This is a genomic window from Thauera aminoaromatica S2, from assembly GCF_000310185.1.
GTDB classification, from domain to species: Bacteria; Pseudomonadota; Gammaproteobacteria; order Burkholderiales; family Rhodocyclaceae; genus Thauera; species Thauera aminoaromatica.
Genome location: NZ_AMXD01000102.1, coordinates 1 through 14,274, shown reverse-complemented (window position 1 = coordinate 14,274; position 14,274 = coordinate 1). Strand labels below are relative to the sequence as shown.

14 protein-coding genes are annotated in these 14,274 nt (G+C 70.9%); 6 read left to right on the top strand and 8 right to left on the bottom strand.

What is annotated here, in order from left to right; genetic code table 11:
- The coding region (locus C665_RS14240; protein ID WP_004316097.1) for a polysaccharide pyruvyl transferase family protein at positions 1-705 on the top strand (705 nt) is incomplete at its 5' end.
- On the top strand, positions 702-1,778 hold the full coding sequence (locus tag C665_RS14235) for an alkene reductase (protein WP_004316096.1): 1,077 nt from the start codon (positions 702-704) through the stop codon (positions 1,776-1,778). The genes C665_RS14240 and C665_RS14235, both read left to right, overlap by 4 nt.
- A 39-nt stretch (positions 1,779-1,817) precedes the next feature.
- Here C665_RS14235 and C665_RS14230 read toward each other — a convergent pair whose 3' ends face one another.
- Positions 1,818-2,876 carry an AbrB family transcriptional regulator gene (locus C665_RS14230; protein ID WP_004316095.1) on the bottom strand — a complete coding sequence of 353 codons (1,059 nt, stop codon included), beginning with the start codon at positions 2,874-2,876 and terminating at the stop codon, positions 1,818-1,820.
- Positions 2,877-3,001: 125 nt separating this feature from the next.
- Entirely contained in the window at positions 3,002-4,108 is a 1,107-nt protein-coding gene (locus C665_RS14225; protein WP_004316094.1) for an ABC transporter substrate-binding protein, read from the bottom strand.
- 143 nt (positions 4,109-4,251) lie between these two features.
- Here C665_RS14225 and C665_RS14220 point away from each other — a divergent pair, with 143 nt between their 5' ends.
- The 4 genes from C665_RS14220 to C665_RS14205 all read left to right on the top strand — a co-directional run bounded on the left by C665_RS14220 (position 4,252) and on the right by C665_RS14205 (position 8,200).
- The gene (locus C665_RS14220; protein ID WP_004316093.1) at positions 4,252-4,938 is read left to right on the top strand and encodes a response regulator; all 687 of its coding nucleotides are present in this window, start codon (positions 4,252-4,254) and stop codon (positions 4,936-4,938) included.
- Position 4,939: 1 nt separating this feature from the next.
- Positions 4,940-6,430 (top strand): sensor histidine kinase, encoded by a 1,491-nt coding sequence (locus C665_RS14215; RefSeq protein ID WP_004316090.1) that lies wholly within the window; start codon positions 4,940-4,942, stop codon positions 6,428-6,430.
- 122 nt (positions 6,431-6,552) lie between these two features.
- Complete coding sequence (locus C665_RS14210) at positions 6,553-7,596, top strand: porin (RefSeq protein ID WP_004316087.1); 1,044 nt, start codon at positions 6,553-6,555, stop codon at positions 7,594-7,596.
- A gap of 187 nt (positions 7,597-7,783) precedes the next feature.
- Complete coding sequence (locus tag C665_RS14205; protein WP_004316083.1) at positions 7,784-8,200, top strand: acyl-CoA thioesterase; 417 nt, start codon at positions 7,784-7,786, stop codon at positions 8,198-8,200.
- Between the two features lie 138 nt (positions 8,201-8,338).
- Here C665_RS14205 and C665_RS14200 read toward each other — a convergent pair whose 3' ends face one another.
- The 6 genes from C665_RS14200 to C665_RS14175 form a co-directional block, all read right to left on the bottom strand.
- Positions 8,339-9,841 carry a tripartite tricarboxylate transporter permease gene (locus tag C665_RS14200; protein ID WP_012584276.1) on the bottom strand — a complete coding sequence of 501 codons (1,503 nt, stop codon included), beginning with the start codon at positions 9,839-9,841 and terminating at the stop codon, positions 8,339-8,341.
- Positions 9,842-9,844: 3 nt separating this feature from the next.
- Complete coding sequence (locus tag C665_RS14195) at positions 9,845-10,288, bottom strand: tripartite tricarboxylate transporter TctB family protein (protein WP_004316079.1); 444 nt, start codon at positions 10,286-10,288, stop codon at positions 9,845-9,847.
- 76 nt (positions 10,289-10,364) lie between these two features.
- Positions 10,365-11,345, bottom strand: a complete 981-nt coding sequence (locus C665_RS14190) for a Bug family tripartite tricarboxylate transporter substrate binding protein (RefSeq protein ID WP_245537177.1) — start codon at positions 11,343-11,345, stop codon at positions 10,365-10,367.
- 138 nt (positions 11,346-11,483) lie between these two features.
- A complete protein-coding gene (locus C665_RS14185; RefSeq protein ID WP_004316075.1) occupies positions 11,484-12,434 on the bottom strand; it encodes an AEC family transporter in 951 nt (316 codons plus the stop codon).
- Positions 12,434-13,369, bottom strand: coding sequence for an AEC family transporter (locus tag C665_RS14180; RefSeq protein WP_004316073.1), 936 nt, complete (start codon positions 13,367-13,369; stop codon positions 12,434-12,436). The genes C665_RS14185 and C665_RS14180 overlap by 1 nt, the downstream gene beginning before the upstream one ends.
- A gap of 184 nt (positions 13,370-13,553) precedes the next feature.
- On the bottom strand, positions 13,554-14,274 hold a 721-nt coding region (locus C665_RS14175; RefSeq protein ID WP_004316071.1), incomplete at its 5' end, for a glycerate kinase family protein.

Here is a 14,274-nt window from a genome sequence, read left to right as displayed (position 1 = left end):
CGCGACGCCCTCGCCGCCGCGGGCCTCGACGCGGCGCTGGTCCCCGACCCCGCGGTGCTGGTCGAACGCCTGCTCGGCGCCGAGGTGGCGCACCACGCCGCGACGGGCGAGGTCGCGGCGCTGCGGGCACGCTTCGCGCGAGGCTACGTGGCGGTGCAGCTCGCGGCAGAGTTCGGCGACGACGCCACCCTCGCCACGCTCGCGGGCGAGCTTGCGGCGATCCAGCGCGAGCGCGACCTGGGCATCGTGCTGTTCTGCGCCGGGCGTGCGCCCTGGCACGACGACCCCGACGTACTGCAGCGCCTGCGCCGCCGCCTGCCCGATCCGGAGGCGGCCGTCATCGCCGCCTCCCCCCACGTCATGGATCTGTGCGCGTTGATCGCCAACGCCGCGCTATGCTGCGCGAGCAGCCTGCACGCACGCATCGTCGCCGACGCCTTCGCGCGTCCCGCGATCGGCCTCCTTCCAGGCGGGGCACCGCAGGCCGCGAAGCTGCGCGCCTGGCTCGACACCTGGCACCCGCCACGACGCCATCACCTGGCTGCGTCGGGGAACCTCCGCGCGCTCGCGCGCTCCGTGCTGGACGAAGCGCCCGCCGAGCGCAAGGCGCAGGCCGTGCGTCTCGCCGACCTCGCCGAGACGGCGGCGCGCGCAGCCTTCGCCCGACTTTTCGATCCGATCGACCCCGAGGACAAGACCCCATGACCGATCTCTTCACCCCGCTGCAGGCGGGCGATCTCGCCCTGCCCAACCGCGTCCTGATGGCCCCGCTCACGCGCTGCCGCGCCGAGGACGGCCACGTGCCCGGCGCGCTGATGGCCACCCACTACGCCCAGCGCGCCAGCGCCGGCCTGCTGATCGCCGAGGCGACGATGGCGATGGAGGGCAACTCCGCCTTCTGGCACGAGCCCGGCATCCACTCCGAGGCCCAGGTCGCAGGCTGGAAGAAGGTCACCGACGCGGTGCATGCCGCCGGCGGGCGCATCGTATTGCAGATCTGGCACGGCGGCCGCGCCTGCCACCCGCTGCTCAACGACGGCCGCCAGCCGGTTGCGCCCAGCGCGCTCGCGATCACCGGCGACGAGGTGCACACGCCCCAGGGCAAGCAGCCCTACGTCGTGCCGCGCGAACTGCGCGACGACGAGCTGCCGGACATCGTCGCCGGCTTCGCGCGCGCCGCCGAGAACGCCCGTGCCGCCGGCTTCGACGGCGTGGAAGTGCACGGCGCCAACGGCTACCTGCTCGACGAGTTCCTGCGCGACGGCAGCAACCAGCGCGGCGGTCCCTACGGCGGACCGCGCGAGAACCGCGCCCGCCTGCTCTTCGAGGTGCTCGACGCGGTGTGCAAGGTGTGGGGCGGCGGCCGCGTCGGCGTGCGCCTGTCGCCGCTCAACAGCTACAACGACATGATCGACAGCGACCCGATCGGGTTGGCAAGCTGGCTCGCCGGCTGCCTGAACGACTGGCGGCTCGCTTACCTGCACCTGATGCGCGGCGATTTCTTCGGCCAGCAGCACGGCGACGTGGTGACACCGGTGCGCGCCGCCTACCGTGGCGTGCTGATCGGCAACATGGGCTACTCGGCGGACGAAGCGAACGCCGCGATCGCCGCCGGCAAGCTCGACGCGGTCGCCTTCGGCACCGCCTTCCTCGCCAACCCCGACCTGCCCGAACGCATCCGCCGCAAGGCCGCGCTCAACGCGCCCGATCCGGCGACCTTCTACACCCCCGGGCCGAAGGGATACACCGATTACCCAACGCTGGCGGACGGCGCCTGATCCCGCGCCGGTACGCCCGCGCGGGCGTACCGGCGCCGCTCAGACGGCCACCAGGCGGCGGAAGATGCCGAAGCTCCACTGCGCACCCACGGTCAACACCACCACGCGCAACACATGGCACACGGTGACCAGGGGTACGCCCAGCTGCAGCACCTTGGCGGTGATGCACATCTCCGACACTCCGCCGGGAGCGGTCGCCAGCGCCAGCGTCGACAGCGGCACCTCCGCGACCAGGCCGAGCAGGGTCGCGAGGGCGAACGCAAGCACGATCGACATCGCCCCGGTGAGCGCCGCGACGCTCATGAAGCGTGGCGCGGCGCGGAAGAAGGCACGCGAGAAGCGACAGCCGAGGGCACAGCCGATCAGCAGCTGACCGCCATTGACGACCCAGGGCGGCAGCGCCGACAGCGGCACGCCGGCCAGCGTCGCCAGCGCCACACCGAGCAGCGGCCCGAGCACCCACGCATTGGCGATGCGCAGCAGCTTGAACGCCCCCACCCCGAGCAGGCTCGCGCCCACCAGCAGCGGGAAGTGCTGCGCGTCCACATCCCGCGCCAGGGGCACGTAGACGTCGCTGCCCTGCACCCCGGCGAAGGTGAGCGCGAAGGGCAGCACCGACACCACCATCATGACCCGGATGGCGTGCGCCGCGGCGATGCGGTCCACCGCACCGCCGTGGCGATCGGCGAGGTTGGCCATCTCCGAGGCCCCGCCCGGCAGGGCGGCGAAGAACGCGGTCGGCGCATCCACGCCCCCCAGCCGCAGCAGAATGAAGGCGTAGGCCATGCCGAGCACCAGCGAGCCCAGCGCGGCCGCGATCACCAGCGGCGCATGCAGGCTCAGTTGCGCCACCACCTCCGGACTGAAGTACAGCCCGAGCGCGGCGCCGATCGCCCATTGTCCCGTCTGCCGTCCACCGGGGAGCGGGCGCAGGTCCCGGTCGGCCATGCGTGCGCCGGCCACGGCGAACAGCGGGCCGATCATCCACGGCAGCGGCAGGTGCAGGCGTTCGGCCAGCCAGCCGGCGAGCGTGGCGAGCGCGAGCGTGGGAAGGATCTGGCGCCAGGCGGCGAGACGGAGCGTGGAGAGGGCGGACATCGGCAGGAGATCGGCGAGAGATCGGGACGAAACGGAGAAAGGGCCGCTGGGGACGCACCGCGATCCGGGACCACGCTGCGCGGCGGTGGGGGAGAGGGCCGGGGATCCGGTCGGCCGGGCGGGCCTCACTCGGAAGCCGGCCGCGTCGCCGCATCCCACTGGCGCAGGAAGGCCTGCTTCTTGGCCTGGTCCTGGTAGGCGAGCAGCCCGGAGCCGATGCGGATCGGGCGGAAGGCATGCTGCAGGTTGTGGTGGAGCAGCGCGGCAGCGCTGTCCGCGCCCGCGGTGCCGGCGTCGGTGCGCACCGGCAGCAGGCCGAGGTTGGCGGCGAGCAGGGCCTGGCCTCGGGTCGACAGCAGATGATCGAGCCACAGGCGCGCCGCCGCCGGATGACGCGCGCCACGCACGATGAAGGCGACCCGGCTCAGCACCAGCGTGTAGTCCCGCGGCAGCGCCACCCCGAGCGCCGGATCGCTGCGCGCCCGCCGGTGCGCGTACGAGCCCAGCACGTTGTAGGCGAGCACCAGCTTGCCCGCGGCGACGCGGTCGAGCATCTCGCTGCTCGCCGCGTGCTGCTCCAGGCCCTGCCGGCCCATGCCGCGCGCCAGCTGCCAGAACACGATCGGGTTGGCCTGCGCGTCCTGCGTGTGCAGCAGCAGGCCGAGACCGGAGCGCTCGGGGTCGTAGGTGGCGATGCGCCCGCGCAACGGCGCCGGGTCGCGATCGAGCAGGCGGATCAGCTCCGCATGGCTGTCGGGTACCTCGGTCGCGCCGAGCAGGTGCTTGTTGTAGACGATCACCGCCGGCTCGTAGGTGGTGCCGAAGGCCTCGTCCTTCCACACCGCCCAGCGCGGCAGCGCCGCGGTCTCGGCGGAGCGGTGCGGCTGGGCGTGGCCGTCGTTGACCAGCTTCACCTGCAGGTCCATCGCCGAGCTCCACACCACGTCGGCACCGGCCAGCCCGCGCCGGGCCTCGTCGACCACGCGCGCATGGAGTTCGGCCGAGTGCATGTCGTGGTACTGCACCCGAACGCCGGGATGGAGGGCCTCGAAGTCGTCGATGACCGGCTTGACCACCTCGAGGTCGGTCGCCGCATAGACGACCACCACGCCCTCCAGGCGTGCCTGATCGAAGCGATCGGCGATCGGCTCGGCCCGCGCCGGGGCGATCGCCACCGCCGCCACGACCGCCAGCACCGTCTTCAGCGCGGCCCTCCCACCCCTGATCCTCATCACCCCTCCTCCTCGTGCTCCGCGTGCCCCCGCGCCCGCACCGCCATGCGGGGAATGCCCGGCATGTGCCGCCTTGGACGCACCCCGGCTTTGCGCCGATAATCCCGCACACGCCTTTCGATTCACTTTCAGCGGGAACACCGATGCGCCTGTTGCTGGTCGAGGACCACGCCGAACTCGCCGAATGGGTGGCGCGCTCGCTTCGGCATGCCGGTTTCGTGCTGGATGTGCTCAATCGTGGCGACCATGCCGATCAGTCCTTGCGCACGGAACGCTACGACCTGGTGATCCTCGACCTGTCCCTGCCGGGGCTGGACGGCCTCGAAGTGCTGCGCCGCCTGCGCAACCGCGAGAGCGGCCCCGACAAGCCTGCTCCCACACCGGTGCTGGTGCTCACCGCGCGCGGCAGCACCGAGGAGCGGGTGCACGGGCTCAACCTCGGCGCCGACGATTATCTGCCCAAACCCTTCGAGCTCGCCGAACTCGAGGCACGCATCAAGGCGCTGCTGCGCCGCGCCGGCAACCAGGTGCCGCTGGTGCGCCTGGGCCGGCTCGAGTTCGACACCACCACCCGCATGGCGGTGGACGGACAGGCGCTGGCACTGACTCCGCGCGAGCTGGCCGTGCTGGAAGCGCTGCTCGCACGGGTCGGTCGCCCGGTCGCCCGCGAGGCCCTGTTCGAGAAGGTGTTCGAGTTCGATGCCGACGCACGCGTGGAGGCGATCGAGATCTACGTCTCGCGCCTGCGCAAGAAGCTCGAAGGCGCGGGCGTGGCGATCAACACGCTGCGCGGGCTCGGCTACCTGCTCGCCGAGAAGCCGGCAGCCTGACATGGACGGCGCCTCCGGGTCCGGACCGGCAAACCCGGGCACGGACGATCGCGAGCACGGCGCGGCTGCCAGGGCGGTAGCTGCGCCCGGACACGGCGGCAGCCTGCGTCAGCGCGTGCTCGTCTGGCTGCTGCCGCCCCTGGCCGTGCTGCTCCTGATCAACGCCTTCTTCACCCATCGCAGCGCGCTCGACGCGGTAAACCAGGCCTACGACCGCACGCTCACCGCCTCAGTGCGCGCGATCGGCGAACGCACCCACTCGCTCGGCGGCCAGATCCAGGTGGACATCCCCTACGCCGCCTTCGAAGGCTTCGAGGCCGATGCCGCCGAGCGCATTTTCCATGCCGTGTTCGACCCCGCCGGCGGGCTGGTCACCGGGTATGCCGACCTGCGCCCCCCGGAGCTGCCGGCAGACGACGGCGGCGTGCGCATCTTCGACCTGCCCTATGCCGGCGAGACGGTGCGCCTGGCGGCGATGCGCAAGCGTCTCTACGACCCCGCGCTGCGCGGCGGCGACGCGGTGCTGATCGTGTTCGCCGAGACCACCGGTGCACGCCGGGCGCTGGCACGCGACCTGTTCGTCGCCAGCCTGCAGCGCCAGTCGCTGCTGGTCGCGGTGGGGGCGATCCTGGTGCTGGCCGCGCTCGGCACCGCCTTCCGCCCCCTGCTGCGCGTGCGCGACCACATGCGCGCGCGCGACGAGGAGGATCTCACCCCGGTGCGCATGGAACGCGTGCCGAGCGAGATCGCGCCGCTGATCGACGCGATCAACCACCACATGGAACGCATTTCGGCAATGCTCGCCGCGCGCCGGCGCTTCCTCGCCGACGCCGCCCACCAGATCCGCACCCCGCTCGCGGTGCTCACCACGCAGGCCGAATACGGGCTGCGTCAGACCGACCCCGAGGAGATGCTGGCGACCTTCGCCAGCCTGCTGCGCAGCACCCGCGCGGCGCGCCGGCTGGCCAACCAGATGCTGACCCTGTCGCGCGCCGAGGCGGTCAACGGCCTGATCGGCGAACGCGCCGCGCTCGACCTCGCCGGCCTGGTGAAGGAGGTGGCGATGGAGCTCGCCCCGCTCGCGCTGAAGCGCGACATCGACCTCGCCTACGAGGGCATCGGACATGCCCTGACGATGCAGGGCAACGCCCCGATGCTGCGCGAGATGGTCTCCAACCTGATCGACAATGCCATCCGCTACAGCCCGCCCGGCTCGGCGGTGACCGTCGCCGTCGCCACCTTCGGCGAGGACGCGGTGGTGAGCGTCTGCGACCAGGGACCCGGCATCCCCACCGCCGAGCGCGAGCGCGTGTTCCAGCGCTTCTACCGCATCCTCGGCCAGGGCGACAGCGAAGGCAGCGGGCTGGGGCTGGCGATCGTGCGCGAGATCGCGCTCGCCCACGGCGGACGGGTGACGCTGCGCGACGGTGCCGGCGGCCGCGGGCTGTGCGTGGAGGTCGAACTTCCGCTCGGCAGCACGCCAAGCGCCTGAACGTCGCTCTTCTCCTCGTCCCCGGATCGCGCTGAAAGCCGATCGAAAGGCGTCGGCGCTGCAATGCGCGCCACGCGCCCGATCCATCCGGCGCGCACATCCGAACGATCGAGGAGACTCCCATGCAACGCCTTTCCGCGCCGGCCCTGGTGGCCGCCGCCCTCGCCCTGCCATCGCTCGCGCTGGCCCAATCGAACGTCACCCTCTACGGCCTGATCGACCTCAACCTCGGCTACGAGAAATCCGGCTCGCAGCGCTACGAGGGCATCGGCCACGGCGAGCTCAACGGCTCGCGGCTCGGCTTCCGCGGCACGGAGGATCTCGGCAACGGCAACAAGGCCCTGTTCGTGCTCGAGAGCGGCTTCGACCCCTCGACCGGCGTGGCCGAGCAAGGCGGGCGGCTGTTCGGCCGCCAATCCTTCGTCGGCCTGGAAAACGGCCTCGGCCGCGTGACCCTGGGCCGCCAGTATTCCCCGGCCTTCGACGCGCTCGATCCCTTCGACGCCACGGGCAACGCCGACCGCAGTGCCGGCCTGCTGATCCGCAAGGCGGGCGCGGTCAAGCCCGCCTACGAGACGCGCTTCGACAACATGATCAAGGTCCGCTCGGCGAAACTCGCCGGCTTCGAGCTCGAGGGCGGCTACTGGTTCGGCAAGGAGAGCGGAACCGACTCGACCGCGCGCCAGGAGGGCGATGGCCACGGCATCGCGATGCTCTACGCCAACGGCGCGCTCGCCGGCTCCCTGGTCACGCAAACCGTACAGCGCGACACCAGCGGCGGCAAGGTGCGCACCGACGGCTTCGCCCTGTCCTACGACTTCGGCATCGTGAAGCCCTATTTCGCCTGGTCGCAGGACAAGGAGCGCGGCAGCGTGGGCAACGGCAAGGCGCGCAGCTGGGACCTCAGCGCGGAGATCCGCCTCGATCCGGCGAACACGGTGGCGATCAGCTACGCCGACCGCGACGAATCCGACGGCGCCGCGAGCGAGGACGCCAGCGGCTGGTCGGCCTACTACCTGCACGCGCTGTCCAAGCGCACCACGCTGTACGCCGGCTACTCGCAGCTCGACAACGAGGTCGGCGCCAACTACGCGATCGGCAACCTGACGCCGGCCGCCGGCGACAAGCACCAGGTGATGATGGCGGGCATGCGCCACCGCTTCTGATCCATCCGCCAGGGCGACGCTTTCACGCAGGGCAGGTGCACGCGGAAATCTTCCGCTGCACCTGCCTTTTGCGTCGACGCGCGGCCTTCTGCGCTACGGTGCACGGCGACCTCGACCGCAGCCGCCTTGCGCTGCGGCTGTCTCCGTTTCCTGTCTCCATTCCCTTTCCCTATCAGCGAGCCCTGCCATGAACCCGCATGAGACCCCCTCCCAACCCCGCGGCGAACCCGCCATCCGCACCATCGCCATGCCGGCCGACGCCAACCCCGCCGGCGACATCTTCGGCGGCTGGCTGATGGCCCAGATGGACCTCGCCGCCGGCAACGTCGCCGCCCGCCGCGCCCGCAGCCGCTGCGCGACGGTCTCGGTGGACCGCATCACCTTCCTGCGCCCGGTGTATATCGGCGACGAGGTCAGCCTGTACGCCGACATCGTGCGCGTCGGACGCAGCTCGATGACCATCCAGGTCGAGGCCTGGCGCCGCTCGCGCGACGGCGAGGAACAGGTCAAGGTCACCGACGCGAGCTTCGTCTTCGTCGCCCTCGACCAGGGCGGCCGGCCGCGGGTGATCGACCCCGTGTCCGGCCCGCAGGCGGAGCACTGAGCGCGCACCCTCCGGCACAAAAAAAGAGCGCCCTTGGGGCGCTCTTCGAAAGGCGGCGGGCCGGGAGGGGCCCGCCGCGCTCGCGGATTCCGGTCATCGGAGGATGAATCCCGGAATCCCGGAAGGTGATCTTCGCGCTCAGGCGGTCACCGCCTTGCGCTGCTCCATCATGCGCATCAGGCGCGGGCCGAGCAGCATCGCCGCCGCCGCCACCCACAGGCCGATCGAGATCGGGCTGGCGAACAGCACGCCGACGTCGCCATCGCTGATCGACAGGGCGCGGCGCAGGTTCTGCTCCATCATGTCGCCGAGCACGAAGCCGAGGATGAAGGGCGCGATCGGGAAATTCATCACCCGCAGCAGGTAGCCGACGCCACCGATCAGGGTGCCGAGGATGAGGTCGAAGGTCGTGCCATGCACCGCATACACGCCCACCAGCGAGATCGCCGCCACGCCCGGCACCAGCAGCCAGTTGGGGATCGAGAGGAACTTCACGAACACGCGGATCAGCGGGATGTTGAGCACCAGCAGCATCACGTTGGCGATGAAGAGCGAGGCGATGAGGCCCCACACGATCACCGGCTGGTCCTGGAACAGGGTGGGCCCCGGCGTGATGTTGTACAGCGTGAGCGCGCCGATCATCACCGCGGTGGTGCCCGAGCCCGGCACGCCCAGGGTCAGCATCGGCACCAGCGAGCCGTTGGCCGAGGCGTTGTTGGCCGCCTCCGGCGCGGCCACGCCGCGGATGTCACCGTTGCCGAACTGGTGGTCCTTGCCCGCCATGCGGCGCTCCATCGCGTAGCACATCGCCGAGGCGATGGTGGCGCCGGCACCCGGCAGCACGCCGATGAAGAAGCCGGAGAAGGCCGAGCGCAGCATCGTCCACTTCGCCAGCATCAGCTCCTTCATGTTGAACAGGATGCGGCCGGTGATGGTGATCGGCTCGCTCGCGGTGTGCTCGTTCTGCAGCATCAGCATCAGCTCGCTGACCGCGAACAGGCCGATCACGATGACGATGAAGGGGATGCCGTCCTGCAGGTGCAGCATGTCGAAGGTGTAGCGATAGACGCCGCTGTTGGCGTCGATGCCCACGGTCGACAGCAGCAGGCCGATCAGGCAGGCGGTCATCGCCTTGGGCAGCGAGTCGCCGACCAGGCCGCCGAGGCAGGACAGCGCCAGCACCATCAGCGCGAAGTACTCCGCCGGGCCGAAGGCAATCGCCCACTCGGCGAGCAGCGGCGCGAAGGCTACGATGCCGATGGTGGCGAGCAGCGCGCCGGTGAAGGAAGCGAGCGCCGACATCGACAGCGCGGGGCCGGCGAGGCCCTTCTTCGCCATCGGGTAGCCGTCGAGCGTGGTCATCACCGCGCCGGCGTCGCCGGGCACGTTGATCAGGATGGCGGAGATCCGGCCGCCATACTCGCAACCCGCATACACCGCGCACAGCAGGATCAGCGCGGACTCGGGCGGCAGCTTCATCGCGAACGCGATCGGCAGCAGGATGGCGACGCCGTTGATCGGGCCAAGGCCGGGCAGCAGGCCGACCACGGTGCCGATGAAGCAGCCGATCAGCGCGATCATCAGGTTTTCCGGCGTACCGGCGACGGCGAAGCCGTCCATCAGAAGCGACAAGGTTTCCATGGTTTACCCCAGGATGCCGTTCAGCCACAGCCCGGTGGGCAATGCGACGTCGAGCAGACGGTCGAAGAAGAAGAACATGCCCACGCCCAGACCGATGCCGCCGACGACGCCCTGCTTCCAGCTGCCGCCGAAGAAGCGCGCCACCGGGACGGTCATCAGCGCGGTCGCGATCGTGAAGCCGAGCTTGTCGAAGAGCAGGGCATAGGCGAGCACGATCAGGAACAGCAGGCCGATGCGCTTGAGCACCGGGGGCGGTGCCCACACCGTCTCGCTCGTCTTCTCCAGCATCAGCGCGATCGCGCACAGGCCGAGCAGGAACAGCACCAGCAGCGGGAAGGCGCGCGGCCCCACCGGCTCGTAGGACATCGGCGCCTGCAGGTCCCAGCCGATCCAGATGCCGGCCAGGCTCACCAGCAGCAGCACGCCGCCGAAGATTCTTTCACTCATGGTCGAACTCCCGTGTGCCGCCTGCTGCGGTGCCCCCTCGGGCGCCGCAGCAGGCGGCAGGGTTTGCGGAGGAGGATTACTGCGCGGTGAGGCCGAGCTCGACGGCGAGCTTCCTGAAGCGCTGCACTTCCTGCTTCACGTACTCGGTCGCCGCCGCGCCGGTGCGGGCGAAGGGGAACAGGCCGCGCTCGGCGCGCAGCTTGTCGAACTCCGGCGAGGCCAGCATCTTGTCGAAGGTCGCCACCCACCAGGCGTAGTCCGCATCGGCGACCTTGGGACCGACGTAGTAGCCGCGGGCGATGGTCCAGTCGACCTTGTAGCCCTGCTCGATCGCGGTCGGGATCGCCGCCAACTCGCCCGGCAGGCGCTGGGGAGCGAGCACCGCGAGCACGCGCACGCGGCCGCCCTTCAGGTGCGCCGCCACCTCGGAGGCGTCGCCCGAGTAAACCTGCACATGGCCGCCCATCAGGGCGGTCATCGCCTCGCCACCGCCCTCGAAGGCGACGTAGCGCATCGACTTGGGATCCACGCCCGCCTCGCGCGCGACCAGGGCCGACTTCATCCAGTCCTGGCTGCCGACCGAACCGCCCGCGCCGTACACCACCTTGCCCGGGTTGGCGCGGGTGGCCTCGATCAGGTCCTTGAGGCTCTGGAAGGGCGAGTCCGCGCGCACGATGATCGCGCCGTAGTCGGCACCCACCGCGGCGACCCACTTCACGTCATCCTCGGTGTACTTGCCGAACTTGCCGATCGCCAGGTTCAGGAAGGAGCCGCCGGAGAAGGCCACCACCGTGCCGGCCTCGGCCGGGCGGTTGGCGATCACGGTGTTGTAGGCCACCGCGCCGATGCCGCCGGGCATGTAGGTGACGCGCATCGGCGCCTCGAGGTAGCCGTTCTGCAGCGCGCTCTGCACGAGCTTGCAGGTGAGGTCGAAGCCGCCGCCGGGCTTGGCGGGCGCGATGCATTCGGGCTTCTCGGGGGCGGCATGGACGACACCGGCGGCGAGCGTGGCAAGCACCGCGGTGGCGGCGGCGAACAGGGTCTTCTTGAGCAGCATGGCGATCTCCTCCATATCGGAATATGTTCGCTGCGCGGCGGACACGTGCCACCTCGCAGGGTGAGGCGGACGATACGGAGGAGGGCTTTCGAATGCCTTTCAGTGAAGCCGCTCGGCAGAAGTGCCGGGCAAGCAGGATCACATCAGCCCGACACCACGCAGGAGCGAGACGCCGACGCTGGTGGTGAAGAGCGAGCCGAGCGTGGTCAGCGCGATGATGTTGGCGGCCAGCGTGGCGTTGCCGCCCATCGCCCGCACCATCGAATAGCTCGCCGCCGCCGAAGGCGAGGACGCCATCAGCATCAGCACGCCGAGTTCCATGGCGCGGAATCCCGCCGCCCATGCGCCGAGCGTGAACACGAGCGGCATCGCCACCAGCTTGCCGAAGGTGGCCAGCGCGGTGTTGCCGGCTTCGCTGCGCAGGCTGCGGAAATCCAGCGTCGCGCCGGTGCACAGCAGCGCGAGCGGCAGCGTCATGTCGGCGATGTAGGCGGCCGACTTCATCGCCACCGCGGGCAGCGGGAGGGCGAAGGCCGACACCGGCAGCGCGAGCAGGATGCCGAGGATCAGCGGGTTGGTGGCGATGCCGCGCAGGACCTTGCCCGGGCCCTGGCTGCGGTGCAGCGAACGGCTGAGCGTGATCACGCCGAGGATGTTCACCAGGATGGTGAGCACGCCGACGTAGAGCGAGGCCATCGCCAGCCCCGCCTCGCCGTAGGCGTTGCCGCAGTAGGCCAGGCCGACCACGCCGAAATTGGAGCGGAAGGCGCCCTGCACCACCACGCCGCGGTCGCGCTCGGGCTGCACGACGAAGCTCGCCACCCACTCCATCAGCAGCCAGATCGCCACCGTCGCCGCCAGGCCATACACCAGCATGCCGGCGCTCGCCGAGTCCTCCAGGCGCGTGCGCGCGATGTTGACGAAGAGCATGGTCGGCAGGCCGACCACGAACACCAGCCGCGAGCCCGCCGCGATGAAGCCCTCGGTGATCAGCCCGACCCGACGCAGCAGCACGCCGAGGCCGAGCAGCGTGAAGATCGGCCCGGTGACCCCGAGGGAGAAGTCGAGCAGTTCGAGGAATCCGGACATCAGGGCCGCAACACGAAGAGCAGCACAGACAGCGTGCCCACCGACACCAGGGTCGACAGGAACACCGCCGAGGCCACGGTGGACTGGCAGGCGCCGTAGCGCTGCGCGAACAGATAGGGCGTGATGCCCGCCGGCAGCGCCGCCAGCAGCACGCCGGTGGCCACCCACAGCGGCGGCACGGCGAACACCTGGGTGGCGAGCAGCCACACGATCGCCGGATGCACCACCGCCTTCAGCGCCACCAGCAGCGCCGGCTCGCGCAGGTTGCCGCCCAGGCTGTAGCGCGTCAGCGAGGCGCCGAGCGCGAACAGCGCGCACGGCGTCGCCGCGCTGCCCAGGCCCTTCGCGACGGCGTCGAGCGGACCGGGGATGTCGATGCCGAGCAGCGCGAACGCCAGCCCGCAGGACAGGCCCCAGATGATCGGCGTGCCGAGCACGCTCTTCGTGAGCTTGAGCAACATCGGCCCCAGCCCCTCGCGCGCGCCCTGCGCGGCCTCGATCAGCGCGGTGGTGGGCGGCAGCATCAGCAGGCTGTGGCAGGCGATCATCACGAACAGCGGCAGCGCCGCCGGCGGGCCGTAAGCGGTCATCACCAGCGGAATGCCGAGCATCCCGGTGTTGGAGAAGCCCGCCCCCAGCCCGAGCACCGCCTGCTCGCCGAGCCGGCGCCCGAACAGCACCCGCCCGCCCAGCATCGCCAGCGCATACACCCCGAAGGCGCCGATGTAGTAGGACAGCAGATAGCCCCAGGGCATCGCGTCGGGCAGCTCGGCCTGCGCGATCGCGCGGAACAGCATCAAGGGCAGCGCGAAGTTGAACACGAACACGGACAGCCCGCGGTTGGCCGCCTCGTCGAACACGCCGGAGCGCGCCGCGACGTAGCCGAGGCCAAGCGTGCCGAAGACCGGCAGGATGATGCCGAAGATGATGTCCATACAGGCCTTCGTGCGGGGCGCGCGACGGACGCGCTGGAAGGATCGGGCGGCTCTCGGGAGCCAGATGCGAACCCGCATGATGCCCGCACACCGTGGCACCGTGCAGTCGTAGCAACACGGATGAGGGCGTTCGCCCGCCTGCACCGCCCCGGCCTGCGTCCGGCCTCGAGTGGAGACTACCGGATCAGCGTCGCGCCAGCCCGATGCGCAGCACCGCCGCCACGTTGCGCGCGGTCAGTTCGACGTTGGCCGCGGCATCGTGCAAGGCCTCGTCCAGCGTGCAGGGCTTGGCCAGCACGCTGAACACCGCGTCGATGCCGTGCGCGTGCACCACGCCGACGTCCGCGCCGAGCGAGCCGGCGATGCCGATCACCGGAATGCCGTGGCGCTTGGCGACGCGGGCAACGCCGATCGGGGTCTTGCCATGCACGGTCTGGAAGTCGATGCGGCCCTCGCCGGTGATCACCAGGTCGGCGTCGCGCACGTGGGCGTCCAGCCCCACGGCGGCGGTGACGATCTCGATGCCCGGTTTCAGCGCGGCGCCGAAGAAGGCCAGCATCGCCGCGCCCATGCCGCCGGCCGCACCGGCGCCCGCTACCGCCTCGACCGCGACGCCGAGGTCGCGCTCGACGATGCGGGCGAAGCGGGCGAGATTGGCATCGAGCGCCTGCACCATCTCGACGCTCGCACCCTTCTGCGGGCCGAACACCGCCGAGGCGCCGCGTGGCCCGGTGAGCGGGTTGTCCACATCGCAGGCGACCTCGATGCGGCATTGCGCCAGGCGCGGATCGAGCGCGGAGACGTCGATGCGCTCGAGGGCGGCGAGCGCACCGCCGCCGGGGCCGAGCTCGCCGCCCTGCGCGTCGAGCAGGCGGGCGCCGAGCGCCTGCACCATGCCGGCGCCG

Bases quoted from the DNA above. Each gene is read 5' to 3' on its own strand.
- C665_RS14195 (WP_004316079.1), bottom strand. From the start codon at position 10,288: ATGAGTGAAAGAATCTTCGGCGGCGTGCTGCTGCTGGTGAGCCTGGCC.
- C665_RS14235 (WP_004316096.1), top strand. From the start codon at position 702: ATGACCGATCTCTTCACCCCGCTGCAGGCGGGCGATCTCGCCCTGCCC.
- C665_RS14210 (WP_004316087.1), top strand. From the start codon at position 6,553: ATGCAACGCCTTTCCGCGCCGGCCCTGGTGGCCGCCGCCCTCGCCCTG.
- C665_RS14215 (WP_004316090.1), top strand. From the start codon at position 4,940: ATGGACGGCGCCTCCGGGTCCGGACCGGCAAACCCGGGCACGGACGAT.
- C665_RS14220 (WP_004316093.1), top strand. From the start codon at position 4,252: ATGCGCCTGTTGCTGGTCGAGGACCACGCCGAACTCGCCGAATGGGTG.
- C665_RS14180 (WP_004316073.1), bottom strand. From the start codon at position 13,369: ATGGACATCATCTTCGGCATCATCCTGCCGGTCTTCGGCACGCTTGGC.
- C665_RS14230 (WP_004316095.1), bottom strand. From the start codon at position 2,876: ATGTCCGCCCTCTCCACGCTCCGTCTCGCCGCCTGGCGCCAGATCCTT.
- C665_RS14190 (WP_245537177.1), bottom strand. From the start codon at position 11,345: ATGCTGCTCAAGAAGACCCTGTTCGCCGCCGCCACCGCGGTGCTTGCC.
- C665_RS14185 (WP_004316075.1), bottom strand. From the start codon at position 12,434: ATGTCCGGATTCCTCGAACTGCTCGACTTCTCCCTCGGGGTCACCGGG.
- C665_RS14205 (WP_004316083.1), top strand. From the start codon at position 7,784: ATGAACCCGCATGAGACCCCCTCCCAACCCCGCGGCGAACCCGCCATC.
- C665_RS14200 (WP_012584276.1), bottom strand. From the start codon at position 9,841: ATGGAAACCTTGTCGCTTCTGATGGACGGCTTCGCCGTCGCCGGTACG.
- C665_RS14225 (WP_004316094.1), bottom strand. From the start codon at position 4,108: ATGAGGATCAGGGGTGGGAGGGCCGCGCTGAAGACGGTGCTGGCGGTC.